Origin of the sequence: Streptomyces sp. NPDC057623, assembly GCF_042800355.1 — a bacterium.
Classification (GTDB): domain Bacteria; phylum Actinomycetota; class Actinomycetes; order Streptomycetales; family Streptomycetaceae; genus Streptomyces.
This window is the reverse complement of sequence record NZ_JBHVGZ010000076.1, coordinates 1-20,653: the sequence shown is the minus strand read 5'-3', so window position 1 is coordinate 20,653 and position 20,653 is coordinate 1. Positions and strand designations below refer to the sequence as shown.

The following is a 20,653-nucleotide window of genomic DNA, read 5'->3' as shown; positions in this document are numbered from 1 at the left end:
CACATTACTATGGAGAGGGGGATTTCTTTTTCCTTTCGGGACTCCAATCCCGACCCCTGGAACCCCTTCCCCCCCTTCGGGGAAAAGGGGAGCCCCCCCCGCAGTTCCCCCACTCCCCCGGGCCCTGTTCCCATCCACTCGCCCCAGGGCCGCGCCTACGCGGCCGCTCCTCGCGGGTGGGGCGCGGGGGGTCGGCCACCCGCGAGGAGCAGGGAAGGACGCCGCTCGCGCGACGCTGCCGGTGTCGAGTTCCTGCGGCTACTGCACCCGTCCGGCAGGCCTGAACATACATGACTGTTCCAACCGTGTCACCTATCTATGCCGGCTGGATGTGCTGTGGCGAGTTCGAGGGTGTCAATCCTCTCCCGCCCCGTCCTCCAGCGGTTGACTGTCGATCAACGCCTGGGCTTCCAGCACTCTGCGCGCCTCCTTCAGCGCCTGCGCACTCGCCCCGCCCCGGGTCACCCGTGGGGGCCTCTTCGCCAACTCGGCGATCCGACGCTCGTCCAGATCGGACATCGATTCCTCCCGTAAACGGCGAGCGCGCCACTGCGACCCCGCGTGCCGGACTCTCCGCGCGTGCCCACTGGCTGTGGGCGTGTGGGCCTGGTCATGCCCACACTGCCCGACCGGCTCCTTCACGGAAACTGTCCAGCAAACCTTATAACCCGGTCTACCTGCGAGGTAGCGTAAACCACAAGCGGTTACTATGCGTTGGGCATATGCCAAACAGGGATGGCGGGGGTCATGTCAGACATCGCAGGATTGACTGAACTCATGAGCCTCAGCAGGAAGTTGATGGTCCTGCTGCGCCTGCGCCGCACCCCGGAGGGCTTCACCCTCAGCGCCCGCGACATTGCAGAGGCAACGTCAAACCCCTGTCAGCGCAAGCCATCTGTGTCTCACGGACAGGTCAACAGCCTGCTGAACGGCACCAGTTGCAACCCCAGGTCCTCCACCGTTACGGCGCTCGCCCAGGCACTCAACGCCCCAGCCGCGTTCCTGCTGCCAGGGCGGGAATGGGACGACCTCGCCGCGCTCACGGTCTACCGGGAACGTCCCGAGGCACGTGAGGCGCTGCGATTAATGCAAGACCTCGATGCCGAAGACCTTGCTGAAACCATCTCGATACTCAGGACGATACGCCGGGACAAGGGACTGCCTGAGGACGTCCCGGCGATCCCCCCACCTCCCCCTGGTGTCGACCAACCCCGTGAAGGCCGGCCGCGTCGCCGTCTGAGCCTGAACGAAGCCGCAGAGAGGGCGGCAGACGACCTGGAAGGACGTTGATCATGGCCGAGGTCGTATTCGGCATATGTGCCGGGCTCATTGCAGTCAGCTCGGCTCTATACCTCTATCTGGTGTGGAGCCAGCGGACTTTCCGCCTCAAGGTATTCGCTGTAGCGCGCCGGGCTCGGGTTGTGGCGTTCACGGCCTGCTTCATCTGCTCGCTCACGGCGGTTCCCTCCGTCGCCACAGCTGTCGATGGGTTCACCGGGCGAGACGGCGCCGGAACTCTCTGCTCCAACCTCACGGCTCAGGCGGCCGTCTTCAGCCTGCAGATCATGAGCGTGGTCTGGACTCGCCCCGAGGACGATTTCCCCAAGGCTGTCGTCGGCTGGATCTTCCTCCTGGGCGCCGTGGCGGCGGTGCTGGTATGGGAGTTCCACCTCACCGATGTTCCCTCTGTCCAGCTCGCCTCCGCATCACCCAACGACAGCGCAGCCGCTGCTTACATGCTGACCCATGTGTGCGTGCTGACAGTAGTCGTCTCGGCGCTCAGCGTCCGCTACGGCCGGATGGCCGCCGCGGTCTGGCCGCACCGACGCGCCGCAGCCCTCGGCCTCGCCGTTACCGCGATGGGGACCATCGTGGGTCTTGGATACGCCGTCGGCAGGGCGGCAGCCATCATCTCCCACCTCATGGGGCAGCCTCAGCAGCTGATGGACTCGTACGTCGTGCCCGCAACAGGAGGTCTGGCGACACTCTTCATCACTCTCGGCCTGACCCTGCCCACCATCCGCCGCCGGATCATCCTGCCAGCCGGCAGCTGGCCACGGGACAACAGCAGTTCACACGGGTCGCTGATCCGCGGGGACAGCTGACGTATCCCACTGACGCCAGCGCAGTGCGACCCGGTCTGCGTCCACGGTGCGCGAGCCCCTGGACGCGGCCGGGTACACCGCGATCTGCTCCAGCATCAGCACGATGACACCCTGCTTCGCCGCCATCGACGCGTGTTTCCACCACCGCACCAGATCCGGCACGGTCCCCACAGGGACGTGCTTAACCCGCTCAAGAAGCCGCGCTCGGGCCCTGGCCGTGTTGGCCTGCGCCGACAAATCCTTGTCAGCGGTCTTGAATGCCTGAAGCGACATACCCGAGGGGCGCGCGTAGTCCTCGCCCAGCTGCTTCTGGCGACGATTGGCGTCGTCGGCCTGCTCGTGCAGCTTCGCCGCCTCCGCCAGGAACTGGTCGCGGGCCTGCTCGATCAGCGCACTGACCTCGGGCTTGGCCAGCTCGGCCAGCACGTGCTCACCGACGTACTTCTCCAGGAGGTCGGCGTTGATCCGTACGCGCCCACAGCCGCCGGGGTGTTGCCCGCTGCTCGGCTTGCAGCGGTGGCCGCGGCTGCCTGCGTTGGAAGGAGCAGTGCCAAGAGGATGGGCGCACAGACCGCACACCAGGTGCTCGCCGCTCAGCAGGTACTCCTGCTGAGGTGCCCGCTCTGCTTCCGGCTGGTGCTTGCGCCGCATCGCCCGGATCTTCCGGAACTGCTCGGGCGGGATCAACTCCGGCCCTCCGGAGGGCAACAGGTCGCCCTTGTCATCCTCGTAGAGTCCGGCGATGGCTGGGTGATCCAGCACCGTGGCCAGACCAGCAGGCCGCCACTCATTGCCCTGGGTCGTGCGGTACCCAGCCTCGTTCAACCAGATGATGATTTCCTCGTAGGGCTGGCCGACTTCCCGTCGGTTGGCGGCCTCCTGAAGAGGCGGCACCTCGGCATCCTTCGGCCTTCGGTACGCGTTATCCGCGAACCCGTACAACCTTGGCACAGAATCTCCCCAGCCTTCTCCGACCCCGATACACCTCTCATGCTAGCGAAGATAGGTCACACTGTTGCAAGCAGTGGGCATATGTCAGTGAGCTGACATATGCCCCAGATCTGCAAATAGCGGCCACACCTAAGCACCCTCAACACCAAGGAGCTTCCACAACTCCGCCGTCGGCACACGGACCGTGCTGCCCAACGGCAACGTCCGCACCGGGAAGGAGTCGCTGCGGATCAAGGCATACGCCTTATCCCGGCTGATCCCCAGAGCCCGCGCCGCCGTTGTCACATTGACCGTGGCCGGAAGAGCTATCAGCTCCGCGTGCCCCATGGCCCCCGATGAAGCCTGCTCCTGCACGTCCTGAACAGCCATCACGTTGGTCGCAATCTCCCCCGCGCCAACTTGCAGGCGACTTTACCCCAGTGTCCGACACCGCGATCAAGATCGAGAGAGATCACGCAACACACGTACTGATGCACATGCACCACCAGCACAGGGGGTTGGATGTTCGAGCCGAGCTACTACCGGCGATGCCAGTGCAAGGGGCCACTCACAGACAAGCAGAGCAACGCAGTCCTCAACGCCGACGGCTCGCCAAAGATCGGAGACATCGGGCTGACGTGTCCGAGGCTCGGCAAGGGCCACGGCACCTGGTACTTCTACTTCAAGATCGAACCCTGCGCGGGCGCCAAGAATGGGAAGGTACGCCGCGGCGGCTTCACCACCCGAGACCAGGCCAAGACGAAGGCGAAGGAACTCTACGACGCACTCAACGCCGGCACCGACGTACTGTCCGACGAAACGTGCAGGACCTTCTTCCTCCGTTGGATCAAGGCGAAGAAGTCCCTCGCCCGCACCACCAGACACGGCTACGAAGAACACATCAACAACTACCTCCTCCCCCACCTCGGGCACACCAAGCGACGCGAGCTCAAGGTCCGCCACCTCGACCTCATGTACGACGCCATCGAGAAGGAGAACGCCGAGAGGGTCCTTCACCGCCTTCGCGTCGATCAACTCCAAAAGGACCGCGACGACGCACACCAGGCCTGGGCAAGAACGGCCGGCTACGCCAAGAGGGAGGAGCGCCGGACCACCCGCAAAGCCTTCCTCGACGCGAACGCAGCACTACGCGAGGGCAAGAAGGGCCTGCGGAAGGTCACCTCCGCGGCCACCATGCACCGCATCAACGACACCCTCAGCTCGGCGCTGTCCTGGGGGATCAAACGCGAGCAGGCCTTCGCCAGGAACTGGGCACAGCTCGTCGAGCTGCCGCCGGTCACCCGGCCGAAGCCGCTCGTGTGGACGCCCGAGAGGGTCGAGCACTGGAAGCGCACCGGGAACAAGCCCGGCCCTGTCATGGTCTGGACTCCGGAACTGACAGGCCAGTTCCTCGACTTCGTCAACGACGACTGGCTCTACGAGCTGTGGCATTCGTTCATCTTCCTCGGCCCCCGCCGCGGCGAGATGGCCGCGCTGCCCTGGACCGAAGTCAGTACCGACGCGCTCTGGCTGCGGATCTCCCAGCAGATCGTCGAAGTCGCCTACGAGCAATACGGGGAGAGGCCGAAGGCCGAGAGTGTGCGCACCCTGTCCCTGAGTCTGGAGTCCGGCAACAGCCTGGTCAGCTTCCGGACCAAGCAGGAGCAGAAGCGCCAGGAATGGGGGGTCGCCTACATCGAGTCGGGACGCGTATGGACGCACGAAAACGGCGAGACGCTGCATCCCGACTGGATCTCGCGACGCTTCACACGCCTCGTGGAGCTGTCCGGTCTGCCACCGGTCCGCCTCCACGATCTACGTCACCTCGCCGCCACTCTGTCCCTGCTCGCCGGAAACGACATCAAGGTGGTCCAGGAGAAGCTCGGTCACTCCTCACGCCAGATCACCTCCGACACCTACACCAGCGTGCTGCCCGAGATGATGCGGGCCGAGGCCGAGTCGGTCATGACCGTCGTCCCCCGCGACACTCCTTTCGACATACGCACCCCGCTGGAGCTCCCCGACACGATCTGGCGGGACGGCCTTGCTGTCCTCTTCGCACACGGCACACGGCAGTCCAGCGAGGTCTGGGCCGTCGGAGCGCAGACCCGGCCGGACTCCGACCTCCTCGGCATGGTCACGCTGGCTGGCCAGGGCCAGGACTACGCCGCCAACGCAGCCGTCAGGTGGATACGCGATCACTGCGCCGCGAACGACCTGGAGCTGGTCCGCGTCGAGAACTTCAACCACCTCTATCCGGAGGATCAGCGGTCAGACTTCTCGCTCACACGGTTCACTGTCAGCCGAGCAGAAGAGCCAGGTCCTGACGGTTGGTCGCTGCCGACCGGCCTGCCATCGACGAAGAAGAACCGCTCCCGCCGGTCTAGTGACAGGCGTCGAAGGGCGGCCTGACTGCCCCTGCGTTCCCTGATCCTTCCGCGCGTCCCCTGTCTGTCCCCTGGATCTTGGTCTGAATAGCTGAACGGGGGGCACCACCTTGGAGTGGCGCCCCCCGTCCTGACGTTTTCGCAGGTAGAAACGGTTCTGCACGCGTAGCGAGTGGTGGGGCGGGTGGGACTCGAACCCACGGCCGACGGATTATGAGTCCGCTGCTCTAACCGGCTGAGCTACCGCCCCATAGCGGCGTGTCGCGTACATGTGTGCGCGCCGTCTGCCGCAGCATAGCCGCTCATACGATCTCCTGCTTCGCATGGTCGACTTCGCATGCCCTGAAGGACTCCGCCACGACCTGCACGGTTCCACGACAGGTGATCAGACATGAAAAAGGACCCCTACGGGGGCCCTCGTTCAGCATGCTCCCCCGACTGGACTCGAACCAGTAACCTGCCGGTTAACAGCCGGCTGCTCTGCCAATTGAGCTACGGAGGACCGAGCTCCCCCGACTGGACTCGAACCAGTAACCTGCCGGTTAACAGCCGGCTGCTCTGCCAATTGAGCTACGGAGGAATGCCTCGTTGCATCGAACGCACCTACCTGGGTATTCGCCAGGGGGCGTGCGCTCGCTGCGACACATACATTAGCGCAAGCAGGGGGGTGCTCCGCCAATCGGTTCCCCCCGGCACCGACGCCGCACCAGGGACCTACGCAAGGAAGGGTGGCCGCCATGCGCTACCGGCTCACGTTCGTCATCGGACTCGCCGTCGGCTACGTCCTCGGCACACGCGCCGGACGCGAGCGTTACGAGCAGCTGAAGAAGACCGCACGGGACATCTCCCGGAACCCCGCGGTCCGCAACACCGCCGAGTCGGCCGCCCAGCAGGGCCGCCACTTCGCGGGCGTGGCGTACCACACGGTCAGCGAGAAGGTGGGCGACCGAGTCCCCACCTCAGTGGCCGACCGAGTCCGCTCCCTACGGGAACGCAGCGCCCACAACGGAGGCGCAGAAGACGACTGGGGCACCAGCAACACCTAGCAGCGCTTGCCAGTGCCTCACGTTCGACGCGGGTGACGCAGCCAATCCGGGGGCGCGGGGCTGTATCGATGTGCGGCTCCGCCGCGTGGGCGCGACCAGCCACAACGCACCCGCACCCGAAAGCCGCCCCGAACCCCCACGCCGCCCACGGCCCAAGCCGGCGCAGCGCTACGGCACAATTTGGGCCATGGGGATAGTCGCCGGGCTGGACAGTTCGCCCGATTTCACGCGCATCGTCGTATGCGACACGGACTCAGGGGCCGTGCTCAGGCAGGGGTACGCCCCGCATCCGGTGGACTCGCCGGACGGCGGCGGCTCACGCCCCTCCGACGTCGATCCGCAGGCCTGGCTGCTGTCCCTCGGGGAGGCGGCCGGTGGCGGGCTTCTCGAGGGCGTGCAGGCCATCGGCGTGTCGGCGCAGCAGAACGCGGTGGTCCCGCTCGACGCGCAGGGCAACACCGTGCGCCCGGCGATGGTCAGCGGCGACAAGCGGGCGCAGGTCGCGGCGGCCGATCTGGTCGACGCGCTGGGCGGCCGGGAGGCGTGGGCGCAGGCCGTGGGGTGTGTGCCGCAGGCCGCGCAGCCGGTGACCAAGTTGCGCTGGCTCGCCAAGACCGAGCCCGAGAACGCCGTACGCGCCGCCGTCCTCATGCAGGCGCACGACTGGCTGGTGTGGCAGCTGCTCGGGCGGCCCGTGAGAAGGACCACAGATCGGGGCGGGGCCTCCGGGACGGGGTACTGGTCCGCGGCCACCGGCACGTACCGCGGTGATCTCGTCGAGCTGGCGCTCGGCCATCAGGCCATGCTGCCCGAGGTGATCGGGCCGGCCGAGGCGGCGGGCACGACCCCCGAAGGGCTCCTCATCTCGGCGGGGACGGGCGAGACCATGGCCGCCGCGTTCGGGCTGGGTATCGGGCTGGGCGACGCGGTCGTCTCCCTCGGCGCCTCCGGGTCCGTGATGGCCGTCCACCCAGAGGCGCTCGTCGACAGCTCCGGGATGATCACCTCCCTGGCCGACGCGACCGGCATGCACCTCCCGGTGGTCACCACCCTCAACGCCGTACGCACCCTGCGCGGTGCCGCCGAACTTCTCGGCGTGCCCGATCTGGAGGGTCTGTCCGACCTGGCGATGAAGTCGACGCCGGGGGCGCACGGGCTCGTGCTGCTGCCGTATCTGGAAGGCGAGCGGACGCCGAGCCTGCCGCACACCGCGGGCACGCTGGCGGGGCTGCGGCGGGAGTCGATGAAGCCGGAGCATCTGGCGCGGGCCGCGTTCGAGGGCATGCTGTGCGGGCTCGCGGACGCCCTGGACGTGCTGCGCGGCCGGGGCGTCGAGGTGCGGCGGGTCTTCCTGCTGGGCGCGGCGGCCGAGCTGCCCGCGGTGCAGGCGGCGGCGCCCGCGCTGTTCGGGACGCAGGTCGTCGTACCGCAGCCGGCGGACTACGCCGCGATCGGCGCCGCCCGGCAGGCCGCCTGGGCGCTGGGCGTGTCGCAGGGCACGCTCGACCCGCGCACCCCGCCCGTCTGGCAGGGCGCGGCCGCGCAGATCCTGGAGCCCGGCGAGGAACTGGCGGTGGGACAGGCCGTGCGGCAGCAGTTCGTGTCGGTGCGGGACCAGACGCATCCCGGGGCGTTCCGGTCGTAGGGAGGACGTGGCGGAACGTAAGAGACCGGTAGGAGTCGTACCCGTAAGGCCGTACGGAGTCGCGCCGACGGCTTAATCGGTTGAGGTAACGCGGGTGGAGTGTTCGACGATAGGGGCCAGGGGCAACCAATCGCCCCCATCGTCGATCCGCCCACTCCGAGAGAAGCAGCGTGCTCATACGACTTCTGCGGACCTACCTCAGGCCCTACCGAAAACCCCTCGCCTGGCTGGTGCTGCTCCAGTTCCTGCAGACCTGCGCCACGCTCTACCTGCCCACGCTGAACGCGGACATCATCGACCAGGGCGTCGTCAACGGCGACACCGGCTACATCCTGTCCTACGGCGCCCTGATGGTCGGCATCTCGCTGGCGCAGGTCGTGTGCAACATCGGTGCCGTGTACTACGGTGCCCGGACCGCGTCGGCGCTCGGGCGGGACGTGCGGGCCGCCGTCTTCGACCGGGTGCAGTCGTTCTCGGCGCGGGAGGTCGGCCACTTCGGCGCGCCCTCGCTGATCACCCGGACCACCAACGACGTCCAGCAGGTGCAGATGCTGGCGCTGATGACGTTCACGCTGATGGTGTCGGCGCCGATCATGTGCGTCGGCGGCATCGTGCTGGCCCTCGGGCTGGACGTGCCGCTGTCCTCGGTGCTGGTCGCCGTGGTGCCCGTCCTCGGCATCAGCGTGACCTTGATCGTGCGGCGGCTGCGACCACTGTTCCGGACCATGCAGGAGCGGCTCGACACGGTGAACCGGGTGCTGCGCGAGCAGATCACCGGCAACCGCGTCATCCGCGCCTTCGTGCGTGACGAGTACGAGCAGCAGCGCTTCAGGAAGTCCAACGTCGAGCTCACCGACATGGCGCTGGGCACCGGCAACCTGCTCGCGCTGATGTTCCCGATCGTCATGACGGTGGTGAACCTGTCGTCGATCGCGGTGGTCTGGTTCGGGGCCCATCGCATCGACAGCGGTGGGATGCAGATCGGTGACCTGACCGCGTTCCTCGCCTATCTCATGCAGATCGTGATGTCCGTGATGATGGCCACCTTCATGTTCATGATGGTGCCGCGCGCGGAGGTGTGCGCCGAGCGCGTCCAGGAGGTGCTGGGCACCTCGTCCAGCGTCGTTCCGCCGACCGCGCCCGTGCGGGAGCTGCGCCGGCACGGTCATCTGGAGATCCGGGGCGCCGGGTTCCGCTACCCGGGTGCCGAGGAGCCGGTGCTCAAGGCGATCGACCTGGTAGCGCTGCCGGGTGAGACGACGGCCGTGATCGGCTCGACGGGCAGCGGGAAGTCCACGCTGCTGGGGCTCGTCCCCCGGCTGTTCGACGCGACCGACGGGCGGGTGCTCGTGGACGGGGAGGACGTGGCGGGCATCGAACCCCAGCTGCTGGCGAAGACCGTGAGTCTCGTACCGCAGAAGCCGTACCTGTTCGCCGGGACGGTCGCGACCAACCTTCGCTACGGCAACCCGGACGCGACGGACGAGGAGCTGTGGCACGCGCTGGAGGTGGCGCAGGCCAAGGAGTTCGTGGAACGGCTGGAGAACGGGCTCGACTCCCCCATCGCGCAGGGCGGCACGAACGTGTCCGGCGGTCAGCGGCAGCGGCTGGCGATCGCCCGGACCCTCGTGCAGCGCCCGGAGATCTACCTCTTCGACGACTCCTTCTCCGCCCTGGACTACGCCACCGACGCCGCGCTGCGGGCGGCGCTCGCGCGGGAGACCGCCGAGGCGACCGTCGTGATCGTCGCCCAGCGGGTGGCGACCATCCGGGACGCGGACCGGATCGTCGTCCTCGACGAGGGGCGGGTCGTCGGCACGGGCCGGCACCACGAGCTGATGGCGGACAACGAGACGTACCGGGAGATCGTGCTCTCCCAGCTGACGGAAGCGGAGGCCGCCTGATGGCCGGGCCCATGGGACGGATGATGGCCGGGGGCGGCCCCGACCAGCACTCGCTGGACTTCAAGGGGTCGGGCAGGCGGCTCGTCGCCCAGTTCAAGCCCGAACGGCTCACCCTCTACGCGCTGCTGCTCTGCGTGGTCGTGAGCGTGGGCCTGTCGGTCGCCGGGCCGAAGATCCTCGGTGAGGCGACCGACCTGGTCTTCTCGGGCATCGTCGGGCGGCAGTTCGACTCCGGGATGACCAAGGAGCAGGTCCTCGCGGCGATGCGGGAGCGCGGCGACGGCCAGATCGCCGACATGCTGCGCAGCACCGACTTCACGCCGGGCGAGGGCATCGACTTCGGCGCGGTCGGGAACGTACTCCTCTTCGCGCTGGTCGTGTTCCTCGTCGCCGGTCTGCTGATGGCGGTGGCGACGCGGCTGGTGAACCGGTCCGTGAACCGGACCATGTTCCGGATGCGCGAGGACGTCCAGACGAAGCTGTCGCGGCTGCCGCTGTCGTACTTCGACAAGCGTCAGCGCGGTGAGGTGCTCTCCCGCGCCACGAACGACATCGACAACATCGGGCAGACGCTTCAGCAGTCGATGGGGCAGCTCATCAACTCGGTGCTGACCATCATCGGTGTGCTGGCGATGATGTTCTGGGTGTCGTGGCTGCTGGCGCTGGTCGCGCTGGTGACCGTGCCGCTGTCGTTCTTCGTCGCCACCCGGGTCGGCAAGCGGTCGCAGCCGCACTTCGTGCAGCAGTGGCGCACGACCGGCAAGCTCAACGCACACGTCGAGGAGATGTACACCGGGCACACGCTGGTGAAGGTGTTCGGACGCCAGGAGGAGTCGGCCAGGCAGTTCGCCGAGCAGAACGACGCGCTGTACGAGGCCGGGTTCAGGGCGCAGTTCAACAGCGGTGTGATGCAGCCGCTGATGCTGTTCGTGTCGAACATCAACTACGTGCTGGTGGCGGTGGTCGGCGGGCTGCGGGTCGCGTCGGGCTCGCTGTCCATCGGTGACGTGCAGGCCTTCATCCAGTACTCGCGGCAGTTCTCGATGCCGCTGACGCAGGTCGCGTCGATGGCGAACCTCGTGCAGTCCGGTGTCGCTTCGGCGGAGCGGGTCTTCGAACTCCTGGACGCGGAGGAGCAGGAGGCGGATCCCGTGCCGGGCGTGCGGCCGGAGGAGCTGCGCGGGCGGGTGGCGCTGGAGGGGGTGTCCTTCCGGTACGACCCCGAGAAGCCGCTGATCGAGGACCTGTCGCTGACGGTGGATCCCGGGCACACGGTCGCGATCGTCGGCCCGACGGGCGCCGGCAAGACGACGCTGGTCAACCTGCTGATGCGGTTCTACGACGTCTCGGCCGGGCGCATCACCCTCGACGGGGTCGACATCGCCCGGATGTCCCGGGACGAGCTGCGGGCCGGGATCGGGATGGTGCTCCAGGACACATGGCTGTTCGGCGGCACGATCGCGGAGAACATCGCGTACGGGGCGTCCAGGGACGTCAACCGGGGCGAGATCGAGGAGGCGGCGCGGGCCGCCCACGCCGACCGGTTCATCCGTACGCTGCCCGACGGGTACGACACGGTGATCGACGACGAGGGGTCGGGGGTCAGCGCGGGTGAGAAGCAGCTGATCACCATCGCGCGGGCGTTCCTGTCCGATCCGGTGATCCTGGTGCTGGACGAGGCGACGAGTTCCGTGGACACGCGGACCGAGGTGCTGATCCAGAAGGCCATGGCGAAGCTGGCACACGGGCGCACGTCGTTCGTCATCGCGCACCGGTTGTCGACCATCCGGGACGCGGACACGATCCTCGTCATGGAGAACGGTTCGATCGTGGAACAGGGCGCGCACGGGGAGCTGTTGGCGGCGGACGGGGCGTATGCGCGGCTGTACAAGGCGCAGTTCGCGCAGGCGGTGGCGGAGGTGGACTGACTCTGCGGGTCCGTTGTGGCTGGTCGCGCCCACCGGCCCGCAGACGGCGTCAGTCCAGATAACCCCTCAGCTGGTCCGCGAACGCATGGTCCCGCAGCTTGTTGAGGGTCTTCGACTCGATCTGCCTGATCCGTTCCCGCGTCACGCCGAAGATGCGGCCGATCTCCTCCAGCGTGCGCGGGCGGCCGTCCGCCAGCCCGTAACGGAGTTGGACGACCTTCCGCTCACGCTCCCCCAGCGTCGACAGCACCGCCTCCAGGTGCTCCCTGAGCAGCAGAAACGCCGCCGACTCCACGGGTGACGTCGCGTCGCCGTCCTCGATGAGGTCGCCGAGGGCCACGTCGTCCTCCTCGCCCACGGGCGCGTGCAGCGACACCGGCTCCTGGGCCAGGCGCAGGACCTCGCTGACCCGCTCGGGCAGCAGGTCGAGGTGGGCGGCCACCTCCTCCGGCGTCGGTTCGTAGCCGCGTTCCTGGAGCATGCGGCGCTGGACGCGGACGACCCGGTTGATCAACTCGACGACGTGGACCGGCACCCGGATGGTGCGGGCCTGGTCGGCGAGGGCGCGGGACATGGCCTGGCGGATCCACCAGGTGGCGTACGTCGAGAACTTGTAGCCGCGGGCGTAGTCGAACTTCTCGACGGCCCGGATCAGACCGAGGTTCCCCTCCTGGACGAGGTCGAGCATGGTCAGGCCGCGGCCGACGTACCGCTTGGCGACCGAGACCACCAGGCGCAGGTTCGCCTCGATCAGGCGCCGCTTGGCCATGCGGCCCATCACGACCAGGCGGTCCAGGTCGAGGGCGAGCCGGCTCTCCAGGTCGGGGGTGCTGCTCAGCTTCTCCTCGGCGAACAGGCCGGCCTCGACGCGGCGGGCGAGTTCGACCTCCTCGGCCGCCGTGAGGAGGGGGATGCGGCCGATCTCCCGCAGGTACTGGCGGAACAGGTCGGAGGAGGGGCCGCTGGTGTCGGCTGCGCGGGCCCGGGCCGGCACCGGTGCTTCGACCGGCTCGGTGGTGTCGGCGGCGTCCAGGGCGCCGGCGGGCGGTTCCGCCGGCTCGGGCGTGGCCTCCGGCTCCGCCTCGGGGTGGTGCGCGACACGGCTCTGCGGCGGCACCGCGACGAGAACGTCGGCCTCCGCGTCCGGCTCCGTGCCGTCCGTACTTGCGTCGGTCTGGCTGAGGGTCTGGGTCTGCACGGGGGCGACCTCCAGGATGATCGCTGCCGAGGCGTACGACAGCGCTGCTTCGAGAGCGGAGTGGCGGCCTCGCCGCTGTCCGTCCCGTACGCGATGAGCGGAACCGCGGGGGTGTGGGACCCGTGGGGAACGGATCGGCCGCGCTCCGAGGACTCAGGCACCGGAACCCAGTGTGGAGTACGACACATCGCTGCCACGAGGGGCGTGCGGTGACTTTTTGCGTCCGGTCCGTGACCCCCTGCTCAGAGGGCGGCCGCGCCCTGTCCCCGCAATGCCTGGTCGTACTGCTGCAACACCCACAGCTCGTTCTGCACGGCGGCCAGTTGGGAGGGGTCGCCGCCCGCGCCCAGGCGGGTCAGCTGGCTCTGGACGTCGCGGACGCGGCGCTCCACGGCGCGACGGCGGACGGTGACGAGTTGTTCGCCGGCGTAGTTCTCGTCGACGGTCCTGCGCATGATCGCCTCGACCGCCAGCTCCGTGACCATCGCGCGGACCTGGTCGTCCGGGGCCGCCTCCCGGACGCGGGCCAGGTACTCCGGCGAGTCCTGGATGCCGTACTCCGCACCGCCGGCGTCCATGATCGCCTGGCGTACGGCGGCGTAGGGCGCGGCGGTGAACTCGTCGGCGCCGTACGCGTCGAAGGCCGGGGAGACCAACTCGGGGCGCTGGAGGGCGAGTTTGAGGAGCTCGCGTTCGGTGGCGTACACCGGGTTGCGCAGGGTCAGGGCCGGGCCTGAGGTGCGGGGCGCGGGGGCGGCTTCGTAGGGCTGCTGTGTGTCGCGGGACGTCGGTGCCGGGCCCCTGCCGCCCCGGTCGCGCGCCCAACGCGCCAGCTGTGCCACCCGCTTGACCACGAACTGGGTGTCCAGGATGCCGAGCATGCCCGCGAGCTGGACGGCCACCTCGTGCTGGGCGCCGCTGTTCTTGATGCGGGCGACGATCGGGGCCGCCTCGTCCAGCGCGGACGCGCGGCCCGCCGGGGTGTCGAGGTCGTAGCGGACGACGATCTGGCGGAGTGCGAACTCGAAGAGCGGAGTGCGCGGTTCGGCCAGGTCGGCGACCGCGTCGTCACCCTTCGCCAGGCGCAGTTCGCAGGGGTCCATGCCGTCCGGCGCGATGGCGATGTACGTCTCCGCCGCGAACTTCTGGTCGTCCTCGAAGGCGCGCAGGGCCGCCTTCTGGCCCGCCGCGTCGCCGTCGAAGGTGAAGATGACGCGGGCCGAGCCGTTGTCCATCAGCAGCCGGCGGAGGATCTTGATGTGGTCGCCGCCGAAGGCCGTACCGCAGGTCGCGATGGCGGTGGTGACCCCGGCGAGGTGGCAGGCCATGACGTCGGTGTAGCCCTCGACGACGACCGCGCGGCTGGCCTTGGCGATGTCCTTCTTGGCGAGGTCGATGCCGTAGAGGACCTGGGACTTCCGGTAGATCGCCGTGTCGGGGGTGTTGAGGTACTTCGGGCCGTTGTCGGCCTCGTACAGCTTGCGCGCGCCGAAGCCGACCACGTCGCCGCCGATGTCGCGGATCGGCCACATCAGCCGGCCCCGGAAGCGGTCGATCGGGCCGCGGCGGCCCTCCTGCGACAGCCCGGAGAGGAGGAGCTCCTTGTCGGTGAAGCCCTTGCCGCGGAGGTAGCGGGTGAGGTGGTCCCAGCCCTGCGGGCTGTAGCCGACGCCGAAGTGCACGGCGGCGGCCTGGTCGAAGCCGCGCTCGGCGAGGAAGATCCGCCCGGTGTCCGCCTCGGAGCCGGTCGCCAGCTGCTCGGCGTACCACTCGGCGGCGATCTTGTGGGCCTCGACCAGGCGGATGCGCTCGCCGCGCTGGTGGGACGGGTTGTACCCACCCTCCTCGTAGCGCAGCGTGATGCCGGCCTGGGCGGCGAGGCGCTCGACCGACTCCGAGAAGGTGAGGTGGTCGACCTTCATCACGAACGTGATGGTGTCGCCGCCCTCCTGGCAGCCGAAGCAGTGGAAGAGTCCCTTGCTCGGGCTGACCTGGAAGGACGGCGACTTCTCGTCGTGGAAGGGGCACAGCCCCTTGAGGTTTCCGCCGCCCGCGTTGCGCAGCTGGAGGTACTCGGACACCACGGCGTCGATCGGGACCGCGTCCCGTACCGCCTTCACGTCCTCGTCGTTGATCCGTCCTGCCACGAGGTGATTCTACGGGGCAGATCTGACACTCCTGGGGCGAGATGCCTTTCGGCCGGGGGTCCGGGGGTTGCCCCCGGGAAATGCAGCACGGTGGTGCTCTGACAGCTACGGGACGAGGTTTTCGAGCGGAACGTGCGGGTCCGCCAGGCTCTGGGTGTTCACCTGGGTCTTCGAGCGGATCAGCCGCTGGATCGGCTCTGTGACGTCCCACACGTTCACGTTCATCCCCGCCAGCACCCGCCCGTCCTTCACCCAGAACGCGATGAACTCCCTCTTGCCCGCGTCGCCCCGGATCACCACCTCGTCGTACGACCCCGCGGGCGCCCAGCCGGAGTACTCCATCCCCAGGTCGTACTGGTCGGAGAAGAAGTAGGGGACGCGGTCGTAGGTGATGTCCTGCCCGAGCATCGCCCGCGCCGCCGCCGGTCCCCCGTTCAGCGCGTTGGCCCAGTGCTCCACGCGCAGCCGGGTGTCGAACAGGGTGTGCGGGAAGGAGGCCACGTCGCCAGCCGCGTAGATGTCGGGGTCCGAGGTGCGCAGCTGTTCGTCCGTGACCACGCCGCCGCCGTGCGCACGGTCGGCGATCTCCAGTCCCGCCGCTTCCGCCAACCCCCTGCGGGGAGCGGCGCCGATCGCCGCCAGTACGGCGTGCGCGGGGTGCTCCTCGCCGTCGTCGGTGCGGGCGGCCAGCACCATGCCGTCCTGGCCGACGATCTCCGTCAGCTGCCTGCCGAAGTGGAAGCGCACCCCGTGCTCGCGGTGCAGCTCGGCGAAGACCCCGCCGAGCTCCGGGCCCAGTACGCCGTGCAGCGGGGTCCGCCCGTGCTCGACGACGGTGACCTCGGCGCCGTACTCCCGGGCCGCCGCCGCGATCTCCAGGCCGATCCAGCCGGCGCCGGCGATCACGAGGTGACCGTTGTCCCGGCCGAGGGAGGCGAGGACGCCCTTGAGGCGCTCGGCGTGCGCGAGACGGCGCAGATGGTGGACGCCGGCCAGGTCCGTGCCCGGGATGTCCAGGCGGCGCGGCTCGGCGCCGGTGGCCAGCAGGAGCTTGTCGTAGTGGACGACGGTGCCGTCCTCGCCGAACCGTACCGTCTTCGCCGTCCGGTCGATCGCGTCGACGGTCTGGCCGAGGTGCAGTTCGATGTCGTTGCGCGCGTACCAGGCGGGCTCGTGCACGAAGACGCTGTCGCGCTCCTCCTTGCCGAGGAGGTAGCCCTTGGACAGGGGCGGTCGTTCGTACGGGTGGTCGCGCTCGTCGCAGATCAGTATCACCCGCCCGGTGAAGCCCTCCGCGCGAAGGGTCTCGGCCGCCTTCGCGCCGGCGAGTCCTCCTCCGACGATGACGAATGTCTGATCCGCGTCGACCACTTGATGCCTCCTACCGGGGGTCTGGGGGGTGTCGCCCCAGAAAACACAGCGGGTGCCGCCACATGCGAGCGTCCCGCACGCAGCGTGATGCGGGAAGAGGGGGTGACCCGATCAGGCCACGCAGGGTCACTTTCGAGTGCCCGTTCGCCTCTTGGGCCTCACCCGTCGCGCACGGGTGAGCACTGCGCACCGCGCTCTACGCCCTGCGCGTGAGCCGCGCGTGCAGCGAACGCGCCGACGCGTCCGTCAGGGAGGCGATCTGGTCGACGATCACGCGCTTGCGGGCGCGGTCGTCGGCGGCCGTGTCGAACAGGGCCCGGAACTGCGGGTCCAGCCCCTCGGGCGCGCGGGCGGTGAGCGCCTCGGCCAGTTCGGCGACCACGATCCGCTGGTCGGCGCGGAGCCGCTCCTGCTCGGCGCGCTGCATGACGTACCGGTCGGCGACGGCCTTGAGGACAGCGCACTCCAGGCGGGTCTCGTGCGGTACGACGAGTTCGGCGTCGTAGCGGGAGAGCCGCCCGTCGCCGTGCGCGGCGCGCGTGGCGCTCTCGGCGGCCAGACAGAAACGGCCGATGAGCTGGCTGGTGGCGTCCTTGAGGCGGGCCTGGGCGACGGCCGAACCGTCGTAGCCATGCGGCCACCAGGGTTCCTCCTGGAGCCGGTCGAGGGCGGCGGACAGTTCCGCCGGGTCGGTGTCCTCGGGGACGTACCGTCCGACGGCGACCTCGAAGACGCCCTGCCGCTCGGGCTCGGAGTGCAGGCAGTTGGGGTCGATGTGGCCGGCGTGCAGGCCGTCCTCGACGTCGTGCACGGAGTACGCCACGTCGTCGGACCAGTCCATGACCTGGGCCTCGAAGGTGGTGCGGGCGCCGGGGGCGTCCTTGCGGACCCAGTCGAAGACGGGGCGGTCGTCCTCGTAGACGCCGAACTTCGGGGAGTTCGGGTCGGTGGGATGGGCGCCGCGGGGCCAGGGGTACTTGGTGGCGGCGTCGAGGGTGGCACGGGTGAGGTTGAGACCGACGGAGCCCTCCGGGGTGAACCGCTTGGGTTCGATGCGGGTGAGGAGGCGCAGGGACTGGGCGTTGCCCTCGAAACCGCCGCAGTCCTCGGCGAATTCGTTCAGGGCGACTTCGCCGTTGTGGCCGAAGGGAGGGTGGCCGAGGTCGTGGGAGAGACAGGCGGCTTCCACGAGGTCGGGGTCGCAGCCGAGGGCTTCGCCGAGTTCGCGGCCCACCTGGGCGCACTCCAGGGAGTGGGTGAGGCGGGTGCGGGGGCTGGGGTCCCAGGCGTGGCTGTGGGTTCCGGGGGTGACGACCTGGGTTTTGCCTGCGAGGCGGCGGAGGGCTGCGCTGTGCAGTACGCGGGCGCGGTCGCGTTGGAAGGCCGTGCGGCCTGGGCGTTTGTCGGGTTCGGGGGCCCAGCGTTCGACTGCCGACTCGTCGTAGTACATGCACCGACAGTACGGGCAGACACTGACAAACGGAGGGGTGTGTGGCTTGTCGCGCCAACGCGGCGGCGCCGCATATCGACACAGCCCCGCGCCCCTGAGGGGCGTGCCTCCCCCGGCGTTTTAAGCCGAGGCCAGCTCCGGTGCTGTCGTGACCGGCGTTGCCAGCATCTGGTCGTAGCGGTGGAGGAGGAGGCGGGCCATGGCGGGGTGGGTGCCCAGGGGGGCCGAGGCTATCCACGGGGCCGCTTCCGCGCACTCCGTTGCGAAGCGGCCGGGTGCCGTGAAGTAGGAGGCGACGGCGACCCGCGTGCGACCTCGGGCCGACAAGGACTTCAGGGCGTCCTCGACCGTGGGGGCCGCCGTAGTCGCGTAAGCCGGGATGACTGGGACGCCCAGGCGGTTGGCCAGGAGGTGGGCCGTGTGGGCGGTGTCGAGTTTCGACTCGGGGTCGCGGGAGCCCGCCGCGGCGAGGACCACGGCGCTCTCGCGGCGCGTCGGCTCGTCCATGCGGGTGCGCCAGCCGGCCTCCACCAGGCGGGAGTACAGGGCCTCCACCAGCAGGGGGTGCGGGCCGAGGGCGCCGGCCACGCGGGCGCGTACCCGCGACTCGGCGGCCATGTCGGGGATGTCCCGCTTGATGTGGTAGCCGCGGCTGAGGAGAAGAGGGACGAGGATCGCCTGGTCGCCGTCGAGGGCGGCGAGGGTGTCCGGGAGCAGGGGCTCGTTCAGCTCGATGTGGCCGAGGTGGACCGGCAGGCCGGGGCGCAGGGCACGGACCTTGTCCAGGAGCGCGCGTACGGTGCTCAGGGCGCGCGGGTCGCGGCTGCCGTGGGCCACGACGACGAGCGCGGGCGCCTCGGGGCGCCGCCTGCCATCGAGCGCGACGAGGCTGAGCTGGCTGGCGAGCTGGCTGCTGATCCGGTTCATGAGGTGCGCCGTACTGTCGAGGTGGGCGGTCGTGGACTCGTCGTGAAGAGGGTTCGACGCCGTCATGAACCGATGGTGGCGGCGGGACGTTGCCTTCCCGTTTCGCAGGAATGACGGGTTCTTACACCGGGTTCACGATGCGGTACCCGGGCGGTGTGAGGTGGCGTGACCTGTCCTTTCGCGCGGGAAGTGAACCTGGTCACGCCGCGTACGGTGAACCGGGGAGGGCGAGGGGACGTCCCTGACTGTCGAGTACAGGCCGTGTGCCGACCGGGGAGGGACCATCCGATGCGCCGACCGAAACCGCGCCGACCACGTCTGCCGCGCACCCGCCGGGGGCAGCGGCTGCTGGTGCGGGCCGTGATGTTCGGGTGCGTGCTGGGGCTGCTTCCGGCCACCTGGATGCACCTCGTGACCGACGATCGGCTGCGGACCACGGCGGACGTGCCGCGCACCGATGTCGCCGTGGTCTTCGGTGCCGGGCTGTGGGCCGGCGAGCCGTCCCCGTACCTCGCCCACCGGCTCGACGCGGCGGCCGAGCTGTACCGCGCGGGCCGGATCAAGGTCGTCCTCGTCACCGGCGACAACAGCCGCGAGGACTACGACGAGCCCGACGCGATGCGCACGTATCTGACCCGGCACGGTGTGCCCGGCTCCCGCATCGTCAGCGACTACGCCGGCTTCGACACCTGGGACTCCTGCGTCCGTGCCAAGAAGATCTTCGGCGTCGACGAGGCGGTCCTGATCAGCCAGGGCTTCCACATCCGGCGGGCGGTCGCGCTGTGCCAGGAGGCGGGGGTGACGTCGTACGGCGTCGGGGTCGACGCCAAGCACGACGCCACCTGGTACTACGGCGGTACGCGGGAGATCTTCGCGGCCGGCAAGGCGGCCCTGGACGCCGTCTTCGAACCGGACCCGCGGTTCCTGGGGCCGAGGGAGGCCGGGGTGGCGAACGCGCTGGCGGCGGGGCGATAGCGGCGCCCGCCGGCAGCGGCGCATGCCTCGCGCGCGCGTTTTGTCGCGCGCACGCCAGCCAACTGTGTGAACAGAACACCGGACGCGTTCCGTAATCAGGCGACTACTCATAGCGTCCATGGGTGTGCGGCGGCGGATCCGGCCGACCGCCGCGACCTGGGGGAAAGGACATCTGATGACTCGTCTTCGGTCCGTACTCGCCGCGGCCGCCGCAGCCATACTGATCACCGCGGGAACCGCGGCGGGGACCGCCTCCGCCGCCGGCGCCGACGCCGCACAGGCGAGGGAGCCGGGCTGCGCCCACGTCGTCGGCAACGGCTACGGGTACGCGGACATCTGGAACGAGTGCGGATACACGATCTTCGCCACCGTCGAGGTCGACGGCTTCGACCCGCCGTGTATCCAGATCGGTCCGGGCGCGACCGCGAGGATCGGTCTGGAGCCGGGCGACGTCCCGTACTACGCGTACGAGTGCTGACCCAGGGGGTCCTCTGACCAGGGACCGTCCCTGAACCGGGCGGGGGGGGGGGGAAAGACCCCCCCCCCCCCCCCCCCCCCTCCTTGGGGCTCCCCACCGGGGGGGGGGGGAAGGGGGGGGGGGGGCCCCGTTCTGTTCACACAGAGAAGACGGGCACCCACA

The 20,653-nt window shown here is 69.2% G+C and carries 15 protein-coding genes, 3 tRNA genes and 1 pseudogene; 9 read left to right on the top strand and 10 right to left on the bottom strand.

Translation table 11 applies throughout. The annotated features are described in order from the left end of the window. Positions 1 to 354 precede the first annotated feature (354 nt). Positions 355 to 519 (bottom strand): hypothetical protein, encoded by a 165-nt coding sequence (locus ACFU95_RS42835; RefSeq protein ID WP_383840507.1) that lies wholly within the window; start codon positions 517 to 519, stop codon positions 355 to 357. Between the two features lie 228 nt (positions 520 to 747). Between ACFU95_RS42835 and ACFU95_RS42830 the strand changes: the two genes are divergently transcribed. After that, on the top strand, positions 748 to 1,290 hold the full coding sequence (locus tag ACFU95_RS42830) for a hypothetical protein (protein ID WP_383840504.1): 543 nt from the start codon (positions 748 to 750) through the stop codon (positions 1,288 to 1,290). Positions 1,291 to 1,292: 2 nt separating this feature from the next. After that, the gene (locus ACFU95_RS42825) at positions 1,293 to 2,105 is read left to right on the top strand and encodes a hypothetical protein (protein WP_383840501.1); all 813 of its coding nucleotides are present in this window, start codon (positions 1,293 to 1,295) and stop codon (positions 2,103 to 2,105) included. Here the strand turns inward: ACFU95_RS42825 and ACFU95_RS42820 are convergent. Then, entirely contained in the window at positions 2,073 to 2,999 is a 927-nt protein-coding gene (locus tag ACFU95_RS42820; RefSeq protein ID WP_383840498.1) for a recombinase family protein, read from the bottom strand. The two genes, ACFU95_RS42825 and ACFU95_RS42820, sit on opposite strands and share 33 nt — an antisense overlap. Before the next feature lie 558 nt (positions 3,000 to 3,557). Between ACFU95_RS42820 and ACFU95_RS42815 the strand changes: the two genes are divergently transcribed. Continuing rightward, positions 3,558 to 5,447: a tyrosine-type recombinase/integrase gene (locus ACFU95_RS42815; RefSeq protein WP_383840495.1), complete on the top strand. Its 1,890-nt coding sequence runs from the start codon at positions 3,558 to 3,560 to the stop codon at positions 5,445 to 5,447. A 148-nt stretch (positions 5,448 to 5,595) separates the two neighbouring features. Here the strand turns inward: ACFU95_RS42815 and ACFU95_RS42810 are convergent. The 3 genes from ACFU95_RS42810 to ACFU95_RS42800 all read right to left on the bottom strand — a co-directional run bounded on the left by ACFU95_RS42810 (position 5,596) and on the right by ACFU95_RS42800 (position 6,002). Continuing rightward, positions 5,596 to 5,672: transfer RNA gene (locus ACFU95_RS42810), tRNA-Ile, on the bottom strand. 179 nt (positions 5,673 to 5,851) lie between these two features. Next, positions 5,852 to 5,924 (bottom strand) — tRNA-Asn (locus ACFU95_RS42805). A gap of 5 nt (positions 5,925 to 5,929) precedes the next feature. After that, positions 5,930 to 6,002, bottom strand: a tRNA-Asn gene (locus tag ACFU95_RS42800). 157 nt (positions 6,003 to 6,159) lie between these two features. On the opposite strand from ACFU95_RS42800, the gene ACFU95_RS42795 reads away from it, so the two are divergent. The 4 genes from ACFU95_RS42795 to ACFU95_RS42780 all read left to right on the top strand — a co-directional run bounded on the left by ACFU95_RS42795 (position 6,160) and on the right by ACFU95_RS42780 (position 11,945). Beyond that, positions 6,160 to 6,468, top strand: coding sequence for a YtxH domain-containing protein (locus tag ACFU95_RS42795; RefSeq protein WP_383840493.1), 309 nt, complete (start codon positions 6,160 to 6,162; stop codon positions 6,466 to 6,468). A gap of 187 nt (positions 6,469 to 6,655) precedes the next feature. Beyond that, the gene (locus ACFU95_RS42790; protein ID WP_383840490.1) at positions 6,656 to 8,113 is read left to right on the top strand and encodes an FGGY-family carbohydrate kinase; all 1,458 of its coding nucleotides are present in this window, start codon (positions 6,656 to 6,658) and stop codon (positions 8,111 to 8,113) included. Between the two features lie 170 nt (positions 8,114 to 8,283). Then, positions 8,284 to 10,017, top strand: a complete 1,734-nt coding sequence (locus ACFU95_RS42785) for an ABC transporter ATP-binding protein (RefSeq protein ID WP_383840487.1) — start codon at positions 8,284 to 8,286, stop codon at positions 10,015 to 10,017. Further along, positions 10,017 to 11,945, top strand: coding sequence for an ABC transporter ATP-binding protein (locus tag ACFU95_RS42780; protein ID WP_383840484.1), 1,929 nt, complete (start codon positions 10,017 to 10,019; stop codon positions 11,943 to 11,945). Before ACFU95_RS42785 ends, ACFU95_RS42780 begins: the two co-directional genes overlap by 1 nt. A gap of 49 nt (positions 11,946 to 11,994) precedes the next feature. Here ACFU95_RS42780 and ACFU95_RS42775 read toward each other — a convergent pair. The 5 genes and pseudogenes from ACFU95_RS42775 to ACFU95_RS42755 form a co-directional block, all read right to left on the bottom strand. Continuing rightward, positions 11,995 to 13,304: pseudogene (locus ACFU95_RS42775) on the bottom strand (RNA polymerase sigma factor). 81 nt (positions 13,305 to 13,385) lie between these two features. Then, positions 13,386 to 15,290: a DNA primase gene (dnaG, locus tag ACFU95_RS42770; RefSeq protein ID WP_383840481.1), complete on the bottom strand. Its 1,905-nt coding sequence runs from the start codon at positions 15,288 to 15,290 to the stop codon at positions 13,386 to 13,388. Between the two features lie 105 nt (positions 15,291 to 15,395). Continuing rightward, positions 15,396 to 16,661: an NAD(P)/FAD-dependent oxidoreductase gene (locus ACFU95_RS42765; protein ID WP_383840478.1), complete on the bottom strand. Its 1,266-nt coding sequence runs from the start codon at positions 16,659 to 16,661 to the stop codon at positions 15,396 to 15,398. A 196-nt stretch (positions 16,662 to 16,857) separates the two neighbouring features. Then, complete coding sequence (locus ACFU95_RS42760) at positions 16,858 to 18,111, bottom strand: deoxyguanosinetriphosphate triphosphohydrolase (protein WP_383840475.1); 1,254 nt, start codon at positions 18,109 to 18,111, stop codon at positions 16,858 to 16,860. A 120-nt stretch (positions 18,112 to 18,231) separates the two neighbouring features. Continuing rightward, positions 18,232 to 19,104 carry a sirohydrochlorin chelatase gene (locus tag ACFU95_RS42755; protein WP_383840472.1) on the bottom strand — a complete coding sequence of 291 codons (873 nt, stop codon included), beginning with the start codon at positions 19,102 to 19,104 and terminating at the stop codon, positions 18,232 to 18,234. Between the two features lie 222 nt (positions 19,105 to 19,326). Here ACFU95_RS42755 and ACFU95_RS42750 point away from each other — a divergent pair, with 222 nt between their 5' ends. Both ACFU95_RS42750 and ACFU95_RS42745 read left to right on the top strand, forming a co-directional pair. Further along, positions 19,327 to 20,013 (top strand): vancomycin high temperature exclusion protein, encoded by a 687-nt coding sequence (locus ACFU95_RS42750; RefSeq protein ID WP_383840469.1) that lies wholly within the window; start codon positions 19,327 to 19,329, stop codon positions 20,011 to 20,013. A gap of 175 nt (positions 20,014 to 20,188) precedes the next feature. Further along, positions 20,189 to 20,491 (top strand): hypothetical protein, encoded by a 303-nt coding sequence (locus ACFU95_RS42745; protein WP_383840466.1) that lies wholly within the window; start codon positions 20,189 to 20,191, stop codon positions 20,489 to 20,491. Positions 20,492 to 20,653: the final 162 nt, after the last annotated feature.